Genomic DNA, 23489 nt, shown 5'->3' on the forward strand with positions numbered 1-23489 from the left:
GACCGCCGGGCCCACGCCGCGCGTCCGTGCATCCGTGCATCCGTACGTCGGTCCGAGGGGTTCCGGGGCTGCGCAGGGGGCGACCGCGGACACGGGGGCGACACGGCGCCGGCGGGCGCTCGGCACGGGGCCGTGCCGACCGCGACCGGTCTGCTGGCGCTCGCCGCGCCGGCCGACGCGCACGCGGCCGCCGCCACCCGCGCCGGCCGCGAGGTCGGGACGCTGCCGTTCACCACCGGCGCCGTGCACGTCCACCGGCGCGGCGGCCACGTGTGCGCCGTCACGCTCCCCGGGCGCCCCGGTCCCAGGTACGCGATGTCGGTCAGCGGGCAGGCACGCGGCAACCGGCCGGTCGCCGACCGGGGCGGGTACACGCACCGCGCGGGGCCGGTGACCGTGCACGCCGGGCAGCGGTGCGTGTGGGTGAAGGGCTCGGTGGGGCGGGGATCGGTCAGCTCCGGCCGGATCCTGTGCTGAACCCGCCGGCGCGCGCCCCACGCTGATCTCATGACGCGTCAACCACCCTGGTGCACAGGTGTGTTGCTCCGATAGCTTCCGGCGCACATCTGTTCTCACAAGGAGGGTGCATGCGCAAGGCGCTCAGATGGCTGCTCGCGCTCACCGTGTTCATCGGCACGCTCAGCACGGCGGGGGCGGCCACCGCGGCCCAGCCGGAGGCCACCGACATCAGGGACCGGCTGCTCTCCGTACCCGGCATGAGCCTGGTCGAGGAGAAGCCGTACCCCGGCTACCGCTTCTTCGTCCTCACCTACACACAGCCGGTCGACCACCGCGAGCCCTCCCGGGGCACGTTCCAGCAGCGGATCACGGTGCTGCACAAGGACGTCTCGCGCCCGACGGTCTTCTACACCGGTGGCTACCACGTGTCCACCAACCCCAGCCGCCGGGAGCCGACCCAGATCGTGGACGGCAACCAGGTCTCCATGGAGTACCGCTTCTTCACGCCGTCCCGGCCCAGCCCGGCCGACTGGACCAAGCTGGACATCTGGCAGGCCGCCGGCGACCAGCACCGCGTCTTCACGGCGCTGAAGCCCCTCTACACCAAGAACTGGATCTCCACCGGCGGCTCCAAGGGCGGCATGACCGCCACCTACTACGAGCGCTTCCACCCCCGTGACATGGACGGCGTCGTCGCCTACGTCGCCCCCAACGACGTGGTGAACGACGAGGACTCGGCGTACGACCGCTTCTTCGCCACCGTCGGCACCCAGGAGTGCCGCGACCGGCTGAACGGCGTGCAGCGCGAGGCGCTGGTGCGCCGGGAGCCGCTGGAGGAGCGCTACCGGGCCTACGCGGCCGAGCACGGCTACACGTTCGACACCGTCGGCAGCCTCGACAAGGCCTACGAGGCGACCGTCCTCGACTACGTCTGGGGCTTCTGGCAGTACAGCCTGCTGTCCGACTGCGACACCGTCCCGGCGGACGCCGCGAACGCCACCGACGAGGAGATCTGGGACTCGGTCGACACGATCGCCGGATTCTCCTTCTACACCGACCAGGGCCTGGAGCCGTACACGCCGTACTACTACCAGGCGGGCACCCAGCTGGGCGCGCCGACCATCGGCTTCCCGCACATCGAGAGGGAGTACGTCCGCCACGGCTACCTGCCGCCGCGCTTCTTCGTGCCGCGGTCGATCCCGATGACGTTCCAGCCGTCCGCGATGGAGGACGTCGACCGCTGGGTCCGCCACCACGCCCGCCACATGCTCTTCGTCTACGGCGAGAACGACCCGTGGGGCGCGGAACCGTTCCGGCTCGGCAAGGGCGCGCGGGACGCGTACGTCCTCACCGCGCCGGGCGCCAACCACGGCGCCAGCGTCGCCGGTCTCCCGGAGCGGCAGCGGGCCCTGGCCACGGCCAGGATCCTGACCTGGGCGGGCGTCGCGCCCGCCGCGGTCACGGCCGACCCGGCCACGGCCGAGCCGCTGGCCCGGTACGACGCCCGGCTCGACAAGCGGGGCGCGGAGCGGACCCCGCGTCCGTGACGCCGGGGCCGCGCCCGCCCGCCGGCTGCGGCGGGCGGGTGCGGCCCGGTGCGGCCCGGGGGGTGTTCCGCCGATCATGCCGGGCCCGCGGCGTCCGATCCGGCCCGACCGACGCACCCCCTAGTACGTCAGCCCGTGCCCGACCGGATACAGCACCCGCGCCGGGTCGTCCGCCCGCTGCACCGGCACCGGCAGCTTCCCGCGCGGTGCCACCGTCCCGGCGATGACCCGGGCCGCCGCCCGCAGCTCCACGTCGGTCCAGGAGTAGGACGCCAGATAGCCCCGCACGCCCGGCAGCTGGGCCACGTCGTACGGGTTGCGGACGGCCACCGCGACCACCGGTGTCCCGGTCGCCAGCAACCGCTCGACCAGCGTGCGCTGCGAGTCGGCCGCCGTGACGTTGTACGTCGCCACGACCACCGCGTCCGCGTCCCGGGCCGCCGCGACGGCCCGTTCGACGGTCGCCGCGGAGGGTGCCGTACCGGTGGACAGCGCGGTCGCGGTGAAGCCGAGTTCGCCCAGCGCGGCCGCGAGGACGCCGGTGGGCGGGCCCGTCGTGCCGGACGGCGAGGCCGGGTCGGCGCCGGCCACCAGCAGCCGGGGGTGCTCGCGCGCGGACAGCGGCAGCAGTCCGCCCTCGTTGACCAGCAGGGTCGTCGTCCGTTCGGCGATCCGGTCGGCGGCCGCCAGGTGCGGCCCGGTGCCGACCGCCCGGTCGACGCCCCGCGCGCTGACGTACGGGTCCTCGAACAGCCCCAGCCGCGCCTTGAGCCGCAGCACCCGAAGGACCGAGGTGTCGAGCCGCTCCTCGGTGAGCTCGCCGTCCCGCACGGCCGCCAGGACCGCGTTCCAGGCGACGTCCAGCCTGGGCGGGTTGAGGAGCTGGTCCACGCCCGCCCGCAGGGCCAGCACCGGGACCCGGTCGTCGCCGTACTTGGTGCGGACGCCCTCCATGCCCAGGGAGTCGGTGACCACGACGCCGTCGTAGCCCAGCTCCTCGCGGAGGATGCCGGTGAGGATCGGGCGGGAGAGGGTGGCCGGGTCGCCGGACGGGTCCAGTGCCGGGACCATGATGTGCGCGGTCATGACCGAGTCGACGCCGGCCCGGATCGCCGCCCGGAACGGCGGCGCGTCGATCGTCTCCCACTGCTCCCGGGTGTGTTCGATGACCGGGAAGCCGTAGTGGCTGTCGACCTCGGTGTCGCCGTGCCCGGGGAAGTGCTTGGCGGTCGCGGCGACGCCCGCGCCCTGGTAGCCGGCGGCCTCCGCCGCGACCAGCCCGGCGACCGCCTCCGGGTCGGCGCCGAAGGACCGCACGCCGATGACCGGGTTGGCCGGGTTCACGTTCACGTCGGCGACGGGGGAGTAGTCCTGCCGGATGCCCAGCGCGCGCAGCTCCTCGCCGGCGACGCGGCCGAGGGTGCGGGCGTCGGCCCGCGACCCGCCGGCGCCGACGGCCATCGCGCCGGGGAAGAGCGTCGCGGGTCTGCCCACCCGGGCCACTGTTCCGTGTTCCTGGTCGGTGGAGATCAGCACGGGCAGCCCGCGCGGGAGGTCGAGGGAGGCCTGCTGGATGCCGTTCGACAGTTCCGCGATCTGGTGCGGGGTGCGGGTGTTGCGGGCCCAGGTGAAGTAGATGACGCCGCCGAGGCGGTAGCGGGCGAGGAGCTCGGCGGCCGTGCGCACGCCGAGTTCCCGGAGGTTGGTGTCGATGTCCGCCTGGTCGGGAGCGGTGGCGGAGTGGCCGTAGACCCGGGAGACGAAGAGCTGGCCGACCTTCTCCTCCAGGGACATCCGGGAGACGATCCCGCGCAGCCGCGCGTCGTCGGCGGTGGCGTGCGCGCCGGTCTGTCCTATCGTCAGGGCTGCGGTGACGCCCGCGGTGGCGGCGAGGACCGTGCGCCGCGTGGGGGTGGTGGCGGTGTTTCCCGGGCTCGGCGTGCCGGCGTGGTGCACGGGCGCTCCTTCCGGAGGAGATCGCTGAAGGAAACTTCCAGAGAGCCACCAATATCCGGGAAGTTTCTGCCGGTCAAGGGGACGCACAACGGGGGCGGGGGACGGGCCGCCATCGGCGCAGGGAGGGCCGCGGACCCGCGCGTCGCGGGGCCCGTCCGGCCACTCGGCGGTCGTCCCGGTGGTGTCGCCGTCGGACCGCCTCATGAGGTCACCGGCCAGACCGATCTGGGCGGACTCCATGTCGTCCGCGAGCCGGGACAGGTATCCGGTTCCCTCACCCGCGAGACAGCACGGCTTGCCCTCCGGCCCCGCTCAGGGCAGCAGGCGCAGCTGGCCCGCGGGGCTCACCATGCCCGTACCTCCGCTGCGCCGACCAGCCGGGCATCGATGTCGATGCCGTGCGCGGCCGGCCGCACCACGCGTCGCCGTGCCCGTCGGCGCTGTCGCTCACGGCGCTCGTGCGCGACCAGGTACGGGCGGACCAGCCCGATCTCCTCACCTCGCAGTACCGGGGCAACCGATGCTCGGGACGGACACGCGATCGGCGCTTCCACACAGCGGCCGGCGGATGGTTGACCGGGGCTGCGACGGCGGCCCGGCGCGGGCAACAGCAGCCGCAGCAGCGGCTCGAAGTCGATGCTCTGCGGCACGGCGAACTCCGTTCTACGGCGACACTCCGACGGTACCCCCACCACACCGCCCGGGATCAGCCGAACACCGACACCCGGACGGCCACCCGCGCCGCATCCGCCGGCCCGAGCACTCGATCACATCGGGTACTCCAGCAGGAGTCTGACGGTGATCCGAACGAAAGTCCCCAGCTGACGTGGATCGGTACGCCCAGTGTCAGCGGCTGCTGGCAGCATCACCGCTATGAACGCCATATTCACCACTCCGCGGCGGCCGTTCGACATCACCGCGCTCTTCCCTCGGCTGGCCCCGCTGGCGCGCACGGCGACCCGGCTGCACCCGCGCCCCGGGTCGCCGACCGTGCACGACAGCTCCGTCGGTGGCCCGCTCCTGTGGCCCGCCGACGAGCCGTGGCCGTACTGCGACGGGCCGCACGACAGCCGCGCGGCGCCGGTGGTCCACTCCCCGGACGACGTCCGGCTCCTCCGCCACGACCGTGCCGCAGCAGCCGAGCGGCGGCGCCTCGACCCCGAGGCACCCCAGTGGACTCCCGAGGAACGGGCGGCCTGGGAGCGGCTCGCGAACCGCCTGTGGTTCGACGGCCCGATCCCCCTCCTCCCCGTCGCCCAGCTCTACGCTCGCGAGATCCCCTTCCCGCGCCCGCCCGACGCGGACCTCCTCCAGGTCCTCTGGTGCCCCTTCGACCACGAGATGGCCCACCCCTGGACCGCCCTCTTCTGGCGCTCCTCCGCCACCGTCACCGACGTTCTCGACGCACCGCCCGAGCCGCCCATCGTCCAGCGGGACTGCTACCTCCCGGAGCCGTGCCTGCTCTCACCGGAGCAGGTCACCGAGTACCCCAACCCCTTGGACCTGGACAAGGAGCTGCAGAACCAGCTGGACGACCTGAGCCGCTGGGAGACGATCGACCCCGCGCGGTACAACACGTACGCGGACGACCCGGGCGAGCTCTACCTGAACAACCTCTCCACCGCCCCCGGCTGGAAGACCGGCGGCTGGACCCGCTGGAGCCTCACCGACCCCAAGCCCCGCCCCTGCCCCGAGTGCGGCACCGAGCAGGTCCCGCTCCTCACCATCGCCTCCTTGGAATGGGACGGCGGCAGCGGGACCTGGATCGCCGAGGAGGAACCGACGAACCCGTCCCCGCCTCCCCTGGGCGCCCAGGACGGCAACTTCACCCTGATCGACATCGTCGGCGGCTACAACCTCCAACTCCACGTCTGCCCGGTGGACCCGTCGCACCCCCACATCGAACTGATCCAGTGAGCCCTTGAAGAAGTCCTCCCCCTGCTCGCCGTCTTCTCCTGCTGGAGAATCCCGCCCGGGACTACGACGCCCTGCGCGCCCTCGGCTGGCAGGGCGCCGGCGCCGGCGTCCGCGTGGCCTGGGCCGCCACCGTGTCCGGCTTCCGTGCCCGGGGCCTGCTGCTGTGCCGCCACCCGGCCTCCACCGTCGCGTCCTTCTCGTTGCTGGTGCCCGTCTTCGGCATGACGTCGGCGGCGGTGTTCCCGGGCGAGTCGAGGACGCCGCCGCGCCGGTGCGCGGCGGTGCTGCCGGCCGGCGGCGCGGCCCTCACCTCGGTCACGGCCCGGCGAACTTCGGCGGTCCATCCCGTGGACGCACCGGCACGCCGCCTGGGCGTGGGCCGATCATGAGGGCATGCCCGTAGTCGACATCCCCGGTTCCAAGTCCCTCACCGCCCGCGCCCTCTTCCTCGCGGCGGCGGCCGACGGGGTCACCACCCTGCTCCGGCCGCTCCGGTCGGACGACACCGAGGGCTTCGCCGAAGGCCTCACCCGGCTCGGCTACCGGGTCGGCCGCACCCCCGGCACCTGGCAGGTCGACGGCCGCCCGCAGGGCCCCGCGGTCACCGAGGCCGACGTCCACTGCCGCGACGGCGCGACGACGGCCCGCTTCCTGCCCGCGCTGGCCGCCACCGGCCACGGCACCTACCGCTTCGACGCCTCCGCGCAGATGCGCCGCCGCCCCCTGCTGCCCCTCACCCGCGCCCTGCGCGACCTCGGCGTCGACCTGCGCCACGAGGCGGCCGAGGGCCACCACCCGCTGACGGTGCGGGCGGCGGGCGTCGAGGGCGGCGCGGTGACGCTGGACGCCGGGCAGTCCTCCCAGTACCTCACGGCGCTGCTCCTGCTGGGCCCGCTCACCCGGCGCGGCCTGCGCGTCACGGTCACCGACCTGGTGTCCGCGCCGTACGTCGAGATCACGATCGCGATGATGCGGGCGTTCGGCGTCGAGGTGCGCCGGGACGGCGACGTCTTCGTCGTCCCGCCCGGCGGCTACCGCGCCACGACGTACGCGATCGAACCGGACGCCTCCACCGCCGGCTACTTCTTCGCGGCCGCCGCGCTGACCGGCGGCGAGGTGACGGTGCCCGGCCTCGGGAAGGGCGCGCTCCAGGGCGACCTGGCCTTCGTGGACGTACTGCGCCGGATGGGTGCGCGGGCGGAGGTCGCCGCGGACCGTACGACCGTCCGGGGCACGGGGCGCCTGGACGGCATCACGGTGAACATGCGGGACATCTCGGACACCATGCCGACCCTCGCCGCGCTCGCCCCCTTCGCCTCCGGCCCGGTCCGCATCGAGGACGTGGCCAACACGCGCGTGAAGGAGTGCGACCGCCTGGAGGCGTGCGCGGAGAACCTGCGGCGGCTGGGCGTGGCGGTCTCCACCGGCCCCGACTGGATCGAGATCCGCCCGGGCCGGCCCGTGGGCACCGACGTCAAGACGTACGGCGACCACCGTGTGGTGATGTCCTTCGCGGTGACCGGCCTGCGGGTGCCGGGGATCACGTACGACGACCCGGGCTGCGTACGCAAGACCTTCCCCGGCTTCCACGAGGCGTTCGCGGAGCTGCGCGGCCGGCTGCCTCGCTGAACCCCGGCCGGCCGGGCAGCCGGGGTCAGGCCGAGTCGTTGAGCAGGCGGGCCAGGTGCTCGCGGCCCGCGCCCAGCAGGTCGGGCAGCGGGGCCGCGCCCTCGTACCAGCGCTTCTCGTACTCCCAGCACAGCCAGCCGTCCCAGCCGTGCCGGGAGAGGAGTTCCACCGTCTCGGCGAGCGGCAGGACGCCCGCGCCCAGCGGGAGCGGGGCGGTGTCGTCGGCGGAGGCGATGTCCTTGACCCGGACGTAGCCCAGGTGCGGGGAGAGGGCGGCGTACGTCTCCGAGGGCTGTTCGCCGCCCAGCCAGGTGTGCATCACGTCCCACAGGGCGCCGACCCGGCGGTGGCCGACCAGGCCCAGGACCCGCATCGCGTCGGCGCCGGTGCGGTGCGAGTCATGGGTTTCGAGGAGGATGCGCACGCCCGCCTCGGTGGCGTACTCGGCGGCCGTGCCCAGCCGGCGGGCGGCGGTCGCGTCGGCCTCCTCCCGGTTCTGCTCCGGCGTACCGCCGGGGAGGACGCGCACGTACGGGGCGCCCACGTCGCGGGCCAGGTCCAGCAGGGCGCGCAGTTCGTCGAGGACGGGCTCGTCGGCGCCGGGCGCGGCCACCCGCGGGTACCCGGCGACCGCGAGCGGCTCGACGCCGGACGCCTTGAACTCGGCGGCGACGTCCGCCCGTTCGGCGGCTCCCAGGCCGGGGTGGACCGGCTCCTCGGGATGGGCGCGCAGTTCGACGCCGTGGTAGCCGTGCTCGGTCGCGAGTCGGAGGACGTCCGGCAGGGGGACGCCGGGGACACCGAGGGTGGAGAACGCCAGCTTCATGTACCCAGCTTCGTACACGCGGCGCCCTTACGTCACTCCGGCGTTCCCATGTCGCTCCGGCGTTCCCGTCACTGCGATGTTCCCCGCGGCCGCCCGGAGGAACGTGTCCCCGGCCACCGCGCGGCTCCCCGGGGGAACGCGTGCCGGTCTACCGCGCGGCTCCCCGCGGGAACGCGTGCCGGTCTACCGCGCGGTGGCCCGCCGGTACACGCACACCTGGGCACCCGTGTCCGAGGCGGTCGCCGAGACCAGGTCGAAAGCGGTCTTCGTGCCGTCGTCCGGCCAGATCGACTTCCCGCCGCCCAGCACCACCGGCATCACGATCAGCCGCAGTTCGTCCACCAGTTCCTCGGCCAGCAGCGTGCGGGCCAGTGTCGGGCTACCCATGACCAGCAGGTTCCCGCCCTCGGCCGCGCGCAGCCCGCGCAGCTCCGCGACGGCGCCGGCGGCGGGGACGCGCGTGGTGTTCTCCCAGGCCTTGACGTCGTCCTCGCCGAGGGTGCCGGTGACGACGTATTTCCGGACGGAGTTCATCCGGTCGGCGAAGGGGTCCCCGGCCCGCTCCGGCCACGCCCCGGCCATCGTCTGCCAGGTCCGCCGCCCGAACAGCAGGGCCTCGGCCTCGTCCAGCGCCGCGTCGAAGGCGCCGCCGACGACCTCCGGGTCGAAGAAGGGGTGCGACCAGCCGCCGTGGGCGAAGCCGCCGTCGGTGTCCTCCTGGGGGCCGCCGGGGGCCTGGACGACGCCGTCGAGGCTGATGAACTCGCTGATGACGATGCGCATGAGGTCGCTCCTGCTGTCCGGGACGTTCCGGGGTCGGTCCCGGTCGGTCCCGGTCGGTCCGGGTCGTTCGGGGTCGGTCCCGGTCGGTCAACTGCACTGCCACTGCGCGGAAGACTGTGGCCCCGCCCGGAAATCATCGCCCCTCGGCTGAGAAGCGTCGCCCGGAACCCGTCACCCGGCCGGCGACCGTCCGATCTCCGGGGACCGTCCGATCTCCGGGGACCGTCCGATCTCCGGGGACCGTCCGACCTCCGGCGGCCGTCCGATCTCCGGCGGCCGTCCGATCTCCGGCGGCCGCCCCTGCGTCCACACCGGCCGCACCGCCAACCGGCTGAACCGCCAGCCGTCCGGCGTGCGCCGCACCTCGGCGTCGAAACGCCCGCCCACGGTGAACAGGCTCTCGTCCGGGTGCACGTGGGTCATGTGGGCGTTCCAGGAGGCGTCGGCCCGGTCGCCCCGCACGTCGACCAGGAGTCCGGACGCCAGGTGCTGCGTGCGGACGAACCGCCCGACCGCCTCCTGCGACAGCCGCTCCACCGCCTCGGCCCCCTCGGCGGCGCCCACGGGTGTCCGCATGCGGACGTCCTCGGTGACGAGTCCGCGCAGCCGGCCCGCAGGGCGGTCATGGGCGTCGAGAGCGCGGAAGAGGCGGTGGACGAGGGTCTGGACGTGGGTCCGGACGAGGATCTGGGCGTCCTGGGACGCGGGGTGATCGGTCATGCGGCCGAGCGTCGTACGTCAAGCGCGCTTGAGGTCAAGGGCGGACGGGACGCGGGTGTGACGTGTGCCACCGGCGCGGGACGTCACGGACCGGCCGGGACCGGCGTCTGGTGGGTGAGAGGTGCCGAGGGCGGACAGACAGGAGCATCCGGTGGACAGCGCACGCACGAAGGACACGGCCGGGCGGGTCGCGGACGGCTGGACGGCGGACGGGCGGGCCGGGGAGGGGCGGGCCGGGGAGGGGCGAGTCGGGGAGGGGCGAGTCGGGGAGGGGGAGCGCACCGACGCGGCCACCGAGGCGTTCGTCAGCCACCGCAACCTGCTGTTCACCGTGGCCTACGAGATGCTCGGCTCGGCCGCCGACGCCGAGGACGTCCTCCAGGAGACCTGGCTGCGGTGGGCGGGCGTCGACCTCGGCACGGTCCGCGACCGGCGCGCGTACCTGGTCCGGATCACCACCCGCCAGGCGCTGACCCGGCTGCGCACGCTGGGCCGCCGCAAGGAGTCCTACGTCGGCTCCTGGCTGCCCGAGCCGCTGCTCACCGCCCCCGACGTGGCGGACGACGTCGAACTGGCCGACAGCGTCTCGACGGCGATGCTGCTGGTGCTGGAGACGCTCAACCCCACCGAGCGGGCGGTCTTCGTGCTGCGCGAGGTGTTCGACCTGGAGTACGGCGAGATCGCCGAGGCCGTCGAGAAGACCCCGGCCGCGGTCCGGCAGATCGCCCACCGGGCCCGCGCGCACGTCGCGGCGCGCCGGCCCCGCGGCGTGGTGTCCCCCGGCCGGGCCCGGGAGGCGCTCGACGCGTTCCGGCGGGCGACCGAGACGGGCGATCTCCAGGGCCTGCTGGACATCCTCGCGCCGGACGTCGTGCTGTGGGGCGACGGCGGCGGGATCAAGCAGGCCGTCCTGCGGCCCGTGGCCGGCGCCGACAAGGTGGTACGCCTGCTGGCCGGCGGGCTGAGCCGGGTGGCCGGCGCCCTCTCGCTGCGGCCGGCCCAGGTCAACGGCCAGCCGGCGCTGGTCTGCCGGCTCGACGGCGAGCTCGACACCGTCCTGACCGTGCGTTTCGACGACGGCCTCGTCACCGGGCTGTACGCCGTGCGCAACCCCGAGAAGCTGTCCCACATGGACCGGGAGACGCTCCTGCACCGCTGACCCGCCCGGTGGCAGGTGCCGTGAGCCGGTCCGGCGCGCGCCGCGCTCAGGGGCGGATCCCGTCGCGGGCGAGCGGCAGCTGCCGCGGCCCGCGCAGCACGGCGTTACGCCGGTACGGGGGCGGGTCTTCGGAATTCCGCGCCGGGACGTGCAACCCTCCGCGGCCCGCGCGGGTCGTACAGGGTGTCAGGGCTCCCGCCGGGGGGATCCGGGGGGATGCGGGGGAGCGCCGGGGGTTCTGACGGGAGGGGAGAGCCGAGGGGGCCGGTCCGTCGACCGGCCCCCTCCACGCTCGTCCCCGCGCGGGCCCGCTCTCACAGGGCGTCGACCTCGTGCGGCGTCGGGTACGACTCCTGCGCCCCCGCCCGCGTCACCGCCGCCGCCCCGACCCGGGCCGCGTACGCCGCCGCCTCGGTCAGCGCGTCGCCCCGGCCCAGCCGCCAGGCCAGCGCCGCGGTGAAGGCGTCGCCCGCGCCGGTGGTGTCGACCACGTCCACCGGCACCGAGCGCACCCGGGCCACCCCCTGCGCGGAGGCCACCAGGGCACCCTTCGCGCCCAGCGTCACGACCACCGCACGCGGCCCGCGTGCCAGCAGGATCCGCGCCCAGTCCGCGGGGTCGTCGCCCACCAGCGCCTCACCGAGGAGCACCCGCGCCTCGTGCTCGTTCACGATCAGCGGGTCGCAGGCCGCCAGCACCTCCGGCGGCAACGGCCGCGGCGGGGACGGGTTCAGCACGAACCGGCTGCCGGGCGCCAGGCTCCGTACCGCCTCCACCACCGTCTCCAGCGGGATCTCCAGCTGCGCCGACACCACCCGCGAGGCCTGGAAGAGGCTGCCCGCCGCCCGCACGTCCTCGGGCGTGAGCCTGCCGTTGGCCCCCGGCGACACCACGATGCTGTTGTCGCCGGACGGGTCCACGGTGATCAGCGCGACGCCGGTCGGCGCCCCGCCGACCAGCACCCCCACCGTGTCCACCCCGGCCGCCCGCTGCGCGTCGAGCAGCAGCCTGCCGTGCGCGTCGTCACCTACCCGGGCCAGCAGCGCCGTACGGGCACCCAGCCGGGCCGCCGCGACCGCCTGGTTGGCGCCCTTGCCGCCCGGATGCACCGCCAGGTCGGAGCCGAGCACCGTCTCCCCGGCACCCGGCCGCCGTTCGACGCCGATCACCAGGTCGGCGTTGGCGGACCCGATGACCAGGAGGTCGTAGTCGTCCATCGATGCTCTCCCTGCTACCCGACAGCCGTGCCTGCCGCGCCCGCGGCACCGCGCACAGTCTCCCGCCCCCGACACCCCCGGGCCCGCGCGACGCGACCGCCGGCGTCCCCCGGCACCCCCCACTGTCACCCCCCACCGGTACCGTCGGATCATGTCCAACCAGTCCGCGCCGGCGCCCGATGAACGACGGCTCGCCGTGCTCGAAGGCGTCCTCGAACGGATCACGTACGCCAACGAGGAGAACGGCTGGACGGTCGCCCGCGTCGACACCGGACGAGGCGGCGGCGACCTCCTGACGGTCGTCGGCGCGCTGCTCGGCGCGCAGGTGGGGGAGTCGCTGCGGATGGAGGGCCGATGGGGCTCCCACCCGCAGTACGGCAAGCAGTTCACCGTCGAGAACTACACGACCGTCCTGCCCGCCACCGTCCAGGGCATCCGCCGCTACCTCGGTTCCGGACTGGTCAAGGGCATCGGACCGGTCTTCGCCGACCGCATCACCCAGCACTTCGGCCTGGACACCCTGAAAATCATCGAGGAGGAGCCGAAGCGGCTGATCGAGGTGCCCGGCCTCGGCCCCAAGCGGACCAGGAAGATCGCCGACGCCTGGGAGGAGCAGAAGGCGATCAAGGAGGTCATGCTCTTCCTCCAGACCGTCGAGGTGTCCACCTCCATCGCGGTGCGCATCTACAAGAAGTACGGCGACGCCTCCATCTCCGTCGTGCGCGAGCAGCCGTACCGCCTGGCCGCCGACGTCTGGGGCATCGGCTTCCTCACCGCCGACCGGATCGCCCAGTCCGTGGGCATCCCGCACGACAGCCCGGAGCGGGTCAAGGCCGGCCTGCAGTACGCCCTGTCGCAGTCCGCCGACCAGGGGCACTGCTTCCTGCCCGAGGAGCGGCTCATCGCCGACGCCGTCAAGCTCCTCCAGGTCGACACCGGCCTCGTCATCGAGTGCCTCGCCGAGCTCGCCGCACCCCCCGAGGACGGCGAGGACCCCGGTGTCGTACGGGAGACCGTGCCCGGACCCGACGGCGGCGAACCCGTCACCGCCGTCTACCTCGTCCCCTTCCACCGCGCCGAACTCTCCCTGGCCGCCCAGCTGCTGCGCCTGCTGCGCACCGACCAGGACCGGATGCCCGGCTTCCAGGACGTCGCCTGGGACAAGGCGCTGACCTGGCTGAAGGACCGCACGCGCACCGACCTCGCGCCCGAGCAGGAGGCCGCCGTCAAGCTGGCGCTGACCCGCAAGGTCGCCGTGCTCACCGGCGGTCCCGGATGCGGCAAGTCCTTCACGGTGCGCTCGATCGTGGAGCTGGCCCGCGCCAAGCAGGCCAAGGTCGTCCTCGCCGCCCCCACGGGCCGCGCCGCCAAGCGGCTCGCCGAGCTCACCGGCGCCGAGGCCTCCACCGTGCACCGGCTGCTCGAACTGCGGCCGGGCGGCGACGCCGCCTACGACCGGGACCGCCCCCTCGACGCCGACCTGGTGGTGGTCGACGAGGCCTCCATGCTGGACCTGCTGCTGGCCAACAAGCTCGTCAAGGCCGTACCGCCCGGCGCCCACCTGCTCTTCGTCGGCGATGTCGACCAGCTCCCCAGCGTCGGTGCGGGCGAGGTGCTGCGCGACCTCCTCGCCGACGGCGGCCCCCTGCCCGCCGTCCGCCTCACCCGGGTCTTCCGGCAGGCCCAGCAGTCCGGCGTGGTGACCAACGCCCACCGGATCAACGCCGGGCAGCACCCCGTCACCGACGGCATGAAGGACTTCTTCCTCTTCGTCGAGGACGACACCGAGGCCGCCGGGCGGCTCGCCGTGGACGTGGCGGCCCGCCGCATTCCCGCCAAATTCGGGCTCGACCCGCGCCGGGACGTCCAGGTGCTCGCCCCCATGCACCGCGGGCCCGCCGGCGCCGGCACGCTCAACGGGCTGCTCCAGCAGGCCATCACCCCGGGCCGCCCCGACGTGCCGGAGAAGCGGTTCGGCGGACGGGTGTTCCGGGTCGGCGACAAGGTGACCCAGATCAGGAACAATTACGAGAAAGGGAAGAACGGTGTCTTCAACGGCACCCTGGGCGTGGTCACCTCGCTCGACCCGGTCGACCAGCGCCTGACCGTCCTGACCGACGAGGACGAGGAGATCCCGTACGAGTTCGACGAACTGGATGAACTGGCGCACGCCTACGCGGTGACCATCCACCGCTCGCAGGGGAGTGAGTACCCGGCGGTGGTCGTGCCGGTGACCACGGGCGCCTGGATGATGCTCCAACGCAACCTGCTCTACACGGCGGTCACCCGGGCCAAGAAACTGGTCGTCCTCGTCGGGTCCCGCAGGGCGCTCGGCCAGGCGGTCCGCACGGTCTCGGCCGGGCGCCGCTGCACCGCCCTGGACTTCCGGCTCCGGGGTGGCTGACGCCCCCGGCGGAGGTTCGGCAGTGGATATGTTCGGCATTTCGCCCAAAAATGATCGATCAAACGAGTCGCGAAGGTCACAGACCACTTCCGGATGGGCAGTCGAGCGGGCAGGATGACAGGTTGGCGGCACTGAGTGCCGCCGATGAGCCCAACGGTCGACCCCGAGTGCACTCTCCTGAGCCAAATGGGGGATGGTAGAGACAGTCAGGGCACCTCGAAGATGAGGCACTACGTCGGTGAGGGAAGACGTGAGCGACAACTCTGTAGTACTGCGGTTCGACGGCAGCGAGTACACCTACCCGGTGATCGACAGCACTGTCGGTGACAAGGGCTTCGACATCGGAAAGCTCCGGGCCCAGACCGGTCTTGTGACCCTGGACAGCGGTTACGGAAACACCGCCGCCTATAAATCCGCCATCACCTATCTGGACGGCGAGGCCGGCATCCTCCGCTACCGCGGATACCCGATCGAGCAGCTGGCCGAGCGCTCCACCTTCCTGGAGGTGGCGTACCTGCTGATCAACGGTGAGCTGCCGACCGTCGACCAGCTCACCGGCTTCCGGGACGAGATCACGCGGCACACCCTGCTGCACGAGGACGTCAAGAACTTCTACCGTGGCTTCCCCCGCGACGCCCACCCGATGGCCATGCTGTCGTCGGTCGTCTCGGCGCTGTCCACGTTCTACCAGGACAGCCACAACCCGTTCGACGAGCGCCAGCGCAACCTCTCGACCATCCGGCTGCTGGCCAAGCTCCCGACGATCGCGGCGTACGCGTACAAGAAGTCGATCGGTCACCCGTTCGTCTACCCGCGCAACGACCTCGGCTACGTCGAGAACTTCCTGCGCATGACCTTCTCGGTCCCGGCCCAGGAATACGAGCTCGACCCGGTCGTGGTCGCCGCGCTGGACAAGCTGCTGATCCTGCACGCGGACCACGAGCAGAACTGTTCCACCTCCACGGTCCGCCTGGTCGGCTCCTCGCAGGCGAACATGTTCGCCTCGATCTCCGCCGGCATCAACGCCCTCTGGGGCCCGCTGCACGGCGGTGCCAACCAGTCCGTCCTGGAGATGCTCGAAGGCATCCGCGACGCGGGCGGCGACGTCGACTCCTTCATCCGCAAGGTGAAGAACAAGGAGGACGGCGTCCGCCTGATGGGCTTCGGCCACCGGGTCTACAAGAACTTCGACCCGCGCGCCAAGATCATCAAGGCCGCCGCGCACGATGTGCTGTCCGCCCTCGGCAAGTCCGACGAGCTGCTGGACATCGCGCTCAAGCTGGAGGAGCACGCGCTCTCCGACGACTACTTCGTCTCGCGCAGCCTCTACCCGAACGTCGACTTCTACACCGGCCTGATCTACCGGGCCATGGGCTTCCCGACCGAGATGTTCACGGTCCTGTTCGCCCTCGGCCGGCTGCCGGGCTGGATCGCCCAGTGGCACGAGATGATCAAGGAGCCGGGTTCCCGCATCGGCCGCCCGCGCCAGATCTACACGGGCGTCGTCGAGCGGGACTTCGTCCCGGTCGAGGAGCGCTGATTCCCGCACTCCCGGGCTGATCGCCGCACGCCCGCGGTGGTCCTCGCCCGCCCGCGGTGACCACCGCGATCCCTCGCCGTCGGCCGCGGCCGCCTGACGCACAGCAGGCGGCCGCGGCCGACGGCGCGGAAGACCCCGGAAGACCCCGGAAGGCCGCCGGAAGACCCCTGAGGGCCGCGGAAGACGCAACGGCAAAGCAGAAGGCGCCCCGGTTCGCCGGTCCCCCCACGGGCCGGCGACCAGGGCGCCTTCCCATGTCCCGGTGCGGATTCCCCCCACGGGATCCGGCCGGGCGTCTGTGAGAACCAGCGCCTGAATCGCTGTTACTGCGTACTGCTGCCGTGCTGCGGCTGCGGTCTGCCGGGACAGCGCACGCTGGGAGGGCCGCTCAAAGCTTCCCGGTGTACGTGTCCCGGCAACGCATCTCTGAGGAAGTCCCCCAAGACGACCCCAGATGCCGGTCGGCGCCCCCCAAGACGCCTTCCGACATCGCCAACTTAGACCTTCGAACCCCTTCGATGGTTACGTTCACATCACTGTGATCTGAGTCTCCTGCATATGTCCTGCTAGGTACGCAAGAGGCCCGGTACGACGAACGGGGCTCAAGCGTAAGGATGATGCGCGAGCCTTGTGAAGAGCTTATGTGAGGCTCGCGCCGGACTGAAGGGGAAACCGGGCTTTTCCGTTGCCCGGCCGAGCTCAGCGGAACGCCCGCAGCCGCAGACTGTTCGTCACGACGAACACCGACGACAGGGCCATCGCCGCCCCCGCGATCATCGGGTTGAGCAGACCCGCGGCGGCCAGCGGCAGCGCGGCCACGTTGTAGCCGAACGCCCACACGAGGTTGCCCTTGATGGTGGCGAGCGTCCGGCGGGACAGCCGGATCGCGTCCGCCGCGACCCGCAGGTCCCCGCGGACCAGCGTCAGGTCGCCCGCCTCGATGGCCGCGTCGGTGCCCGTGCCCATCGCCAGCCCCAGGTCGGCGGTGGCGAGCGCGGCCGCGTCGTTGACGCCGTCGCCCACCATGGCGACCGTCCGCCCCTCGCCCTGCAGCCGCCGTACGACCGCCACCTTGTCCTCGGGCAGCACCTCGGCGATCACCTGGTCGATGCCGACGGTCCGCGCCACCGCCTCGGCGACCCGCCGGTTGTCCCCGGTGAGCAGCACCGGCGTGAGCCCCAGCGCGCGCAGCTCGCGCACGGCCTGCGCGCTGGTCTCCTGCACGGCGTCCGCGACCGCGAGCACCCCGCGCGCGACCCCGTCCCAGCCGGCCACGACGGCCGTACGGCCGTTGCTCTCGGCCTTGTCGCGAGCGCGGGCCAGCTCCTCGGGCAGTTCCTCGAAGAGGCGCCCCACGGCCACCTCGCGGCCCGCCACGCACCCGCGTACGCCCCGCCCGGGCACGTTCTCGAACCGCTCGACCGCCGGCAGCTCCCCGACCCGCTCCCGCGCGCCGGCGGCCACGGCCCGGGCGACCGGGTGCTCCGAGGCGTGTTCGAGGGCGCCCGCGAGCCGCAGGACCTCCCGCTCGTCGGCGCCCTCGGCGGCGTACACCTCCTGGAGGGTCATCCGGCCGGTGGTCACCGTGCCGGTCTTGTCCAGCACGACGGTGTCGACGCGGCGGGTGGACTCCAGGACCTCGGGACCCTTGATCAGGATGCCGAGCTGGGCGCCGCGGCCCGTGCCCACCATCAGCGCGGTCGGGGTGGCCAGGCCCAGCGCGCACGGGCAGGCGATGATCAGGACGGCGACGGCCGCGGTGAAGGCGGCGACGGTGTCGCCGGTCGCCCCGAGCCACAGGCCGAAGGTGGCGGTCGCGAGCACCAGGACGACGGGTACGAAGATCCCCGCGACCCGGTCCGCGAGCCGCTGCACCTCCGCCTTGCCGTTCTGCGCCTCCTCCACCAGCCGGGCCATCCGCGCGAGCTGGGTGTCGGCGCCCACCCGGGTGGCCGCCACGACCAGCCGGCCCCCCGCGTTCACGGTCGCCCCGGCCACCGTGTCCCCGGCCGCCACGTCCACCGGCACGGACTCGCCGGTCAGCATCGAGACGTCGACCGCGGAGGCGCCCTCGACCACGGTGCCGTCGGTGGCGACCTTCTCGCCGGGGCGTACGACGAACCGGTCGCCGACGGCCAGCTCGGTGACCGGCACGCGGACCTCGCGCCCGTCGCGCAGCACCGCCACGTCCTTCGCGCCGAGCTCCATCAGGGCCCGCAGCGCGGCGCCCGCGCGGCGCTTGGAGCGGGCCTCCAGATAGCGGCCGAGCAGGATGAACGCGGTGACTCCGGCGGCCACCTCCAGGTAGATCGTCGAGGCGCCGTCCGCGCGGGAGACCGTCAGCTCGAACGGGTGCCGCATGCCCGGCATGCCCGCGTGCCCGAAGAACAGCGCCCACAGGGACCAGCCGAACGCGGCCAGCGTGCCCACCGAGACGAGGGTGTCCATGGTGGCCGCGGCGTGCCGGGCGTTGGTCCAGGCGGCCCGGTGGAAGGGCAGTCCGCCCCAGACGACGACGGGGGCGGCGAGGGTGAGCGACAGCCACTGCCAGTTGTCGAACTGGAGGGCGGGAACCATCGCCAGGAGGATGACGGGGGCGGCGAGGAGCGCGGAGACGGCCAGGCGCCGGCGCAGCGCGTCCTGCCCGGCGTCGCGGGGGGCCTGCTCCTGTTCCGGTGCCGGCTGCGGCGGGGCGGGCTCCTCGGCCGTGTAGCCGGTCCGCACGACGGTGGCGATCAGGTCCGCGACCTCGGTTCCGGCCGGACAGGTGATCCGGGCCTTCTCCGTCGCGTAGTTCACCGTGGCGCTGACGCCGGCCATCCGGTTGAGCTTCTTCTCGACGCGGGCCGCGCAGGAGGCGCAGGTCATCCCGCCGATCAGCAGTTCGACCGTGGTGGCCGGCGGGTCCGTCGGCGTGTCCGGCGTGTCTATGGAGGTCCGCGTGGTGGTGCTCGTCATGTCCGACTCCGACTCCGACTCTCACTTCAGACGGCGGACCGGACCGTCCGGGGGGCCGATCCGCTGGTCGGTCCCCCGGAACGGCCCGGTGCGGGAAAGGGTGCGTCAGGCGCGGCCGACCAGCTCGAAGCCGGCCTCGTCGACGGCCGCCCGCACGGCCTCCTCGTCCAGCGCGGCCGAGGAGACGACCGTGACCTCCCCGCTGGCCGCGACGGCCCGCACCGAGCTGACGCCGGGCAGCCGGGAGAGCTCGCCGGAGACGGCGCCCTCACAGTGTCCGCAGCTCATCCCGCTCACCTGGTAGACGGCGGTGACGGAACCCGGGGTGTCGGTCTGCGCGGTCATGTCGTTCTCCTCGTCGAGGCGGCTGGTACGGGCGGGACCTGGGAGGGCCCCGTACACGGTTCACTATACCCCTAGGGGGTACTTTTCCCGGAGTGGTCCCGGCGGGCCGGCGACCGCACCCGGGCGACGCCGGTGAGCGGCCGCGGGGACGGGCTCGGCAGGTGGTTCTCCGTCGGCGCGGCGCCCGGTACCCGGAGTGCCCCGCCGGCCGGGAGGCATCCGAGGATCACGCCGGCGCCCGGCTCGCGGCCGTGCCGCTCGTACGCCCGGCACGAAGGTCACCGGCGCCGGGAAGCCGCCGAGCAGGACGAGGGCGGGCGGGAGGGCGGTGTTCCCGGTCGCGTGGGCGACCGCCGCGGTGAGCGCCCAGGGCGCCGGCCCGCTCCACAGGCGGCGCCGCCACGGGCCCGTACGGCGCCGGAGGCGCGGCGGCGGGGGCCTGTGCGGGGGCGGGATGCGGGCCCGGGGCGCGCTGCGGGCGGCGGGGGGTGGGTCACGGCGTTCCCTCGTGCTCCTGTGGTGCTCCCGTGAGAGGTGCTCCCGTGGGAGGTGCCGCGGCGGGAGGCGCTCCTGCGGGGGCACTTCCGCGGGACGTGCTCCTGCGGGAGTGGTGTGTCCGAACCCTAAGCGGATGCGGCTTTTGTCGCAGGGCGGCGGACGCGTGTGAGGGACGCCTCGGGCGCCGCCGGGGCACCGGGGCGGGCGGGGCTCAGGCGGTGCGGGCGGCGGCGAGGGGCTCCAGGTAGCGCACGAGGACGTTCTTCAGCTCCTGGACGTACGCCTCGCGCTCGGCGCCCTGGTGGGCGAGGACCAGTTCCAGGCCCGACTTGTAGACGCCGAGGCAGACGTGCGCGGTGCGGGCGACGTCGGCCGGCGGGGTGCCGGGCAGCAGCGAGGTGAGCAGCGTCTCGATGCGCAGCAGCAGGGTGGCGTGCAGTGCGTCGTGCTCCTCGGCGATCCGGCCGGGGATGTCGGGGCCGTGCATCAGCGCGAAGAAGACCGGGTGCCGGCAGTTGAAGGCGATGAACCGGTCGACGGCGGAGCCGACGGCCTCGGCGAGCGGGGTCGCGGCGTCGACGGGCGCGAGCGCCTCGCCGTACGTCTCGCGCATCTCGTGCATCAGCCGGTCGCCCAGCTCGATCGCGATCGCTTCCTTGTTCGGGAAGAACTGGTAGAGCGTGCCGGGGGAGACGCCCGCCTCGCGGGCGATGGCGTTGGTGCTGGCGGCCGTGTAGCCGGTGCTGCAGAAGACGGCGGCCGCGGCCTCCAGCAGCTGGGCGATCCGGCGTTCGCCGCGCGCCTGGCGCCGGCGCGGCGTGGATTCTGCCGCCGGCTCCTGGGCCGGCGTCTGGTTCTTCTCGGGCACGCGTTATCCCCAGCTCTCCGCACGCGATTGACAAACACGAGCGGTCGCTCGCATTCTGAGGTAACGCGAGCGATCTCTCGTGTTTCGAGTGTATGGCCATGGCTGACCCGTGCCGCCTGCCCGGACGCGTCCGGGCAGGCGGCACGGGTCACGGTGAAGGGGACACCGCACGATGACCGAAGTCAACACACCACCGCGCGCACCGCGCCCGAGCGGCTGGACCCGCCTCGTGACCGCCCGGCCCCGCCTGTCGCTGCTCGCGGCCCTGGTGCTGACCGTGCTCGCGGCGCTGGCCGGGAGCGGCGTCGCCGACCGGCTGGGCAGCGGCGGCTGGCAGGACCCCGACGCCGGGTCGGCGTACGCGACCGAGGTGCTGGAGCGCGAGTTCCCCGGCTCCCAGCCGAACCTGCTGCTGCTGGTGGACGCGGGCCGCGCCTCGGTGGACGATCCGGCGGTCGCCGCGGCGGCCGCGCGCCTCACCGGGCGGCTGGCCCGGGAGCGGGGCGTGGTGGGCGTCGGCTCGTACTGGCGGTCCGGGTCACCCGCCCTGCGCGCCGAGGACGGGCACGCGGCGCTGATCGCCGCCCGGATCGCCGGCGACGAGAAGACCGCGGGCGAGACCCTGGAGCGCATCGCCCCCGCGCTGCGCGGGACCCACGGCCCGCTGGAGGTCCGGATCGGCGGTCTGGTGGCCGTGCAGCACGAGATGCAGACCCTCATCCAGGAGGACCTGACCCGGGCCGAGCTGATCGCCCTGCCGGTGACGCTGGTGCTGCTGGTGACGGTCTTCGGCAGCGCGGTCGCGGCCCTCCTCCCGCTGGGCATCGGCATCGTGGCCATCCTGGGCACCAACGCGGTGCTGCGCGGCCTGACGGGATTCACCGACGTCTCGGTCTTCGCGCTCAACCTCACCACGGCACTGGGCCTGGGCCTGGCCATCGACTACGCGCTGTTCATCGTCCGCCGCTTCCGCGAGGAGCTGTCCGCGGGTGCCGACCCGTCGGCGGCCGTCGGCACGACCCTGCGCACGGCCGGGCGCACGGTGCTGTTCTCCGCCCTGACGGTCGCGGTCTCGCTCGCGGCGATGCTGGTGTTCCCGCAGTACTTCCTGCGCTCCTTCGCCTACGCCGGGATCGCCGTGGTGCTGATCGCCGCGGCGGCCGCGCTGATCCTGCTTCCGGCCGCGCTGGTGCTGCTCGGCCACCGGGTGAACGCACTGGACCTGCGCCGCCTCGTCCGCCCCGGTGCGCGGCCCGCGCCGGCCGGTGCGGGCGGCGGCGCCTGGGGCCGTACGGCGTCGCTGGTGATGCGCCGGGCCCCCGTCTTCGCGATCGGCACGACGGGGGTGCTGCTCCTGCTCGGACTGCCCTTCCTCGGCGTGCGGTTCGGCACCGCGGACGACCGCCAGCTGCCGTCGGGCGCCGAGTCCCACGTGGTCCAGCAGTACATCAGGGACGGCTTCCCGGGCAGCCCCGGCGGCGGCCTGGAGGTCCTGGCCGAGGGCCGGGCGACGCGCGCCGAGTACGCCGGCTTCAAGGAGCGGATCGCCCGGCTGCCGGACGTGCTCCGGGTGGACGGTCCCCTGGTGCGCGGCGAGACGGCGTACTTCACGGTGCTGCCGAAGGGCGAGGCGGTCGACGAACGCGCCCAGCGCCTGGTGGGCGAGGTGCGCGCGACCGAGGCGCCGTTCCGCACCAGCGTGACCGGCACGGCGGCGGTCCTGGTCGACTCCAAGGACGCGATAGGCGGACGCCTGCCCTGGGCCCTGGCCGTCATCGCGGTCGTCACCCTGCTGCTGGTCTTCCTGCTCACCGGCAGTGTGCTGATACCCGTCCAGGCGGTGGTGCTCAACGCGCTGAGCCTGACGGCGATGTTCGGCGCGGTCGTCTGGGTGTTCCAGGACGGCCACCTCTCCGGCCTGCTCGGCTTCACCAGTACCGGCTCCATCGAGACCACCCTGCCCGTCCTGATGTTCTGCGTGGCCTTCGGGCTCTCCATGGACTACGGCGTGTTCCTGCTCTCCCGCATCAAGGAGGAGTACGACCGCACGGGCGACCACGACCGGGCCGTGCGGCACGGCGTGCAGCGCACGGGCGGGCTGATCACGGCGGCGGCGGTCATCCTGGCGGTCGTGATGGTCGCGATCGGCACCTCCCGCGTCACCAACACCAAGATGCTCGGCCTCGGCATAGCCCTGGCGGTCCTGATGGACGCCATGGTGGTGCGCTCCCTGCTGGTCCCGGCGGTGATGCGCCTGACGGGCCGCGCCACCTGGTGGGCCCCGGGCCCGCTGCGCCGGCTGCACACACGGTTCGGCCTCAGCGAGGGCGAGCCGGCCTCGCGGGCGGCGCACGACGGTCCGGACGGGGCGGAGCGGCGGCCGCGCGACAAGGTGACGGCCGGCTAGCGCCGCGGCAGGCGACGTTCTCCCCGTCGCGGCGCCCCGCACGCACTCTCGCCGCACCCCGAAAGCCCGAGTACGTCCCGTACGTACGAGGGCTTCCGGCCGGCACGCCGAGAGCACGCACCGGACGCCGCTCCGCCACGGGCAGACGTTGCCTGCCGCGGCACTTGGTTCCAGCCCGGCGCGGGCGCACCGAACCCGCCGGCCCGCGGAACGGGCTGCGGCCGGCCCGGCCGCAGCCCGTTCCGCGCCCCCGCCG

17 protein-coding genes and 1 pseudogene are annotated in these 23489 nt (G+C 73.6%); 9 read left to right on the plus strand and 9 right to left on the minus strand.

The window, feature by feature from the left end:
* Positions 1-132: 132 nt before the first annotated feature.
* Complete coding sequence (locus ACFF45_RS04995; protein WP_381342370.1) at positions 133-477, plus strand: hypothetical protein; 345 nt, start codon at positions 133-135, stop codon at positions 475-477.
* A gap of 110 nt (positions 478-587) precedes the next feature.
* Positions 588-2006, plus strand: a complete 1419-nt coding sequence (locus tag ACFF45_RS05000) for a S28 family serine protease (protein ID WP_381342373.1) — start codon at positions 588-590, stop codon at positions 2004-2006.
* Between the two features lie 120 nt (positions 2007-2126).
* Here ACFF45_RS05000 and ACFF45_RS05005 read toward each other — a convergent pair whose 3' ends face one another.
* Positions 2127-3962, minus strand: a complete 1836-nt coding sequence (locus tag ACFF45_RS05005; RefSeq protein ID WP_381342376.1) for a glycoside hydrolase family 3 protein — start codon at positions 3960-3962, stop codon at positions 2127-2129.
* Between the two features lie 344 nt (positions 3963-4306).
* A complete protein-coding gene (locus ACFF45_RS05010) occupies positions 4307-4612 on the minus strand; it encodes a hypothetical protein (RefSeq protein WP_381342379.1) in 306 nt (101 codons plus the stop codon).
* A 223-nt stretch (positions 4613-4835) separates the two neighbouring features.
* Between ACFF45_RS05010 and ACFF45_RS05015 the strand changes: the two genes are divergently transcribed.
* The 3 genes and pseudogenes from ACFF45_RS05015 to aroA all read left to right on the plus strand — a co-directional run bounded on the left by ACFF45_RS05015 (position 4836) and on the right by aroA (position 7508).
* Positions 4836-5879, plus strand: coding sequence for a hypothetical protein (locus ACFF45_RS05015; protein ID WP_381342381.1), 1044 nt, complete (start codon positions 4836-4838; stop codon positions 5877-5879).
* 12 nt (positions 5880-5891) lie between these two features.
* A pseudogene (locus tag ACFF45_RS05020) lies at positions 5892-6268 on the plus strand (EamA family transporter); the annotation flags it as partial.
* Positions 6269-6272: 4 nt separating this feature from the next.
* Positions 6273-7508 carry a 3-phosphoshikimate 1-carboxyvinyltransferase gene (gene aroA, locus ACFF45_RS05025; RefSeq protein ID WP_381342384.1) on the plus strand — a complete coding sequence of 412 codons (1236 nt, stop codon included), beginning with the start codon at positions 6273-6275 and terminating at the stop codon, positions 7506-7508.
* A gap of 25 nt (positions 7509-7533) precedes the next feature.
* Here the strand turns inward: aroA and ACFF45_RS05030 are convergent, their stop codons facing one another.
* From ACFF45_RS05030 to ACFF45_RS05040, 3 genes are all read right to left on the minus strand, one after another.
* Positions 7534-8334 (minus strand): sugar phosphate isomerase/epimerase family protein, encoded by an 801-nt coding sequence (locus ACFF45_RS05030; RefSeq protein ID WP_381342469.1) that lies wholly within the window; start codon positions 8332-8334, stop codon positions 7534-7536.
* Between the two features lie 183 nt (positions 8335-8517).
* The gene (locus ACFF45_RS05035; protein WP_381342387.1) at positions 8518-9117 is read right to left on the minus strand and encodes a dihydrofolate reductase family protein; all 600 of its coding nucleotides are present in this window, start codon (positions 9115-9117) and stop codon (positions 8518-8520) included.
* 171 nt (positions 9118-9288) lie between these two features.
* Positions 9289-9837: a nuclear transport factor 2 family protein gene (locus ACFF45_RS05040; protein ID WP_381342390.1), complete on the minus strand. Its 549-nt coding sequence runs from the start codon at positions 9835-9837 to the stop codon at positions 9289-9291.
* Between the two features lie 151 nt (positions 9838-9988).
* Between ACFF45_RS05040 and ACFF45_RS05045 the strand changes: the two genes are divergently transcribed.
* On the plus strand, positions 9989-10996 hold the full coding sequence (locus tag ACFF45_RS05045) for an RNA polymerase sigma-70 factor (protein WP_381342393.1): 1008 nt from the start codon (positions 9989-9991) through the stop codon (positions 10994-10996).
* A gap of 314 nt (positions 10997-11310) precedes the next feature.
* On the opposite strand, the gene ACFF45_RS05050 is transcribed toward ACFF45_RS05045, so the two are convergent.
* Positions 11311-12213, minus strand: a complete 903-nt coding sequence (locus tag ACFF45_RS05050; RefSeq protein WP_381342396.1) for a ribokinase — start codon at positions 12211-12213, stop codon at positions 11311-11313.
* Positions 12214-12364: 151 nt separating this feature from the next.
* Between ACFF45_RS05050 and recD2 the strand changes: the two genes are divergently transcribed.
* Together recD2 and ACFF45_RS05060 are read left to right on the plus strand one after the other, a co-directional pair.
* Positions 12365-14617 carry an SF1B family DNA helicase RecD2 gene (recD2, locus tag ACFF45_RS05055; protein WP_381342399.1) on the plus strand — a complete coding sequence of 751 codons (2253 nt, stop codon included), beginning with the start codon at positions 12365-12367 and terminating at the stop codon, positions 14615-14617.
* Positions 14618-14867: 250 nt separating this feature from the next.
* The gene (locus ACFF45_RS05060) at positions 14868-16157 is read left to right on the plus strand and encodes a citrate synthase (RefSeq protein WP_381342402.1); all 1290 of its coding nucleotides are present in this window, start codon (positions 14868-14870) and stop codon (positions 16155-16157) included.
* Positions 16158-16856: 699 nt separating this feature from the next.
* Here the strand turns inward: ACFF45_RS05060 and ACFF45_RS05065 are convergent.
* The 3 genes from ACFF45_RS05065 to ACFF45_RS05075 all read right to left on the minus strand — a co-directional run bounded on the left by ACFF45_RS05065 (position 16857) and on the right by ACFF45_RS05075 (position 20826).
* Complete coding sequence (locus ACFF45_RS05065; protein ID WP_381342405.1) at positions 16857-19115, minus strand: heavy metal translocating P-type ATPase; 2259 nt, start codon at positions 19113-19115, stop codon at positions 16857-16859.
* 105 nt (positions 19116-19220) lie between these two features.
* Positions 19221-19460: a heavy-metal-associated domain-containing protein gene (locus tag ACFF45_RS05070; protein WP_381342408.1), complete on the minus strand. Its 240-nt coding sequence runs from the start codon at positions 19458-19460 to the stop codon at positions 19221-19223.
* A gap of 709 nt (positions 19461-20169) precedes the next feature.
* Entirely contained in the window at positions 20170-20826 is a 657-nt protein-coding gene (locus ACFF45_RS05075) for a TetR/AcrR family transcriptional regulator (protein WP_381342411.1), read from the minus strand.
* 172 nt (positions 20827-20998) lie between these two features.
* On the opposite strand from ACFF45_RS05075, the gene ACFF45_RS05080 reads away from it, so the two are divergent.
* Positions 20999-23233, plus strand: a complete 2235-nt coding sequence (locus tag ACFF45_RS05080; protein WP_381342414.1) for an MMPL family transporter — start codon at positions 20999-21001, stop codon at positions 23231-23233.
* Positions 23234-23489 lie beyond the last annotated feature (256 nt).

Source organism: Streptomyces cinereospinus (genome assembly GCF_042430725.1).
Classification (GTDB): Bacteria; Actinomycetota; Actinomycetes; order Streptomycetales; family Streptomycetaceae; genus Streptomyces; species Streptomyces cinereospinus.

What these genes read in the sequence shown, in the direction of transcription:
- ACFF45_RS05080 (WP_381342414.1), top strand. Translation starts at nt 20,999, where the DNA reads ATGACCGAAGTCAACACACCACCGCGCGCACCGCGCCCGAGCGGCTGG.
- ACFF45_RS05050 (WP_381342396.1), bottom strand. Translation starts at nt 12,213, where the DNA reads ATGGACGACTACGACCTCCTGGTCATCGGGTCCGCCAACGCCGACCTG.
- ACFF45_RS05035 (WP_381342387.1), bottom strand. Translation starts at nt 9,117, where the DNA reads ATGCGCATCGTCATCAGCGAGTTCATCAGCCTCGACGGCGTCGTCCAG.
- ACFF45_RS05070 (WP_381342408.1), bottom strand. Translation starts at nt 19,460, where the DNA reads ATGACCGCGCAGACCGACACCCCGGGTTCCGTCACCGCCGTCTACCAG.
- aroA (WP_381342384.1), top strand. Translation starts at nt 6,273, where the DNA reads ATGCCCGTAGTCGACATCCCCGGTTCCAAGTCCCTCACCGCCCGCGCC.
- ACFF45_RS05000 (WP_381342373.1), top strand. Translation starts at nt 588, where the DNA reads ATGCGCAAGGCGCTCAGATGGCTGCTCGCGCTCACCGTGTTCATCGGC.
- recD2 (WP_381342399.1), top strand. Translation starts at nt 12,365, where the DNA reads ATGTCCAACCAGTCCGCGCCGGCGCCCGATGAACGACGGCTCGCCGTG.
- ACFF45_RS05065 (WP_381342405.1), bottom strand. Translation starts at nt 19,115, where the DNA reads ATGACGAGCACCACCACGCGGACCTCCATAGACACGCCGGACACGCCG.
- ACFF45_RS05040 (WP_381342390.1), bottom strand. Translation starts at nt 9,837, where the DNA reads ATGACCGATCACCCCGCGTCCCAGGACGCCCAGATCCTCGTCCGGACC.
- ACFF45_RS05030 (WP_381342469.1), bottom strand. Translation starts at nt 8,334, where the DNA reads ATGAAGCTGGCGTTCTCCACCCTCGGTGTCCCCGGCGTCCCCCTGCCG.
- ACFF45_RS05015 (WP_381342381.1), top strand. Translation starts at nt 4,836, where the DNA reads ATGAACGCCATATTCACCACTCCGCGGCGGCCGTTCGACATCACCGCG.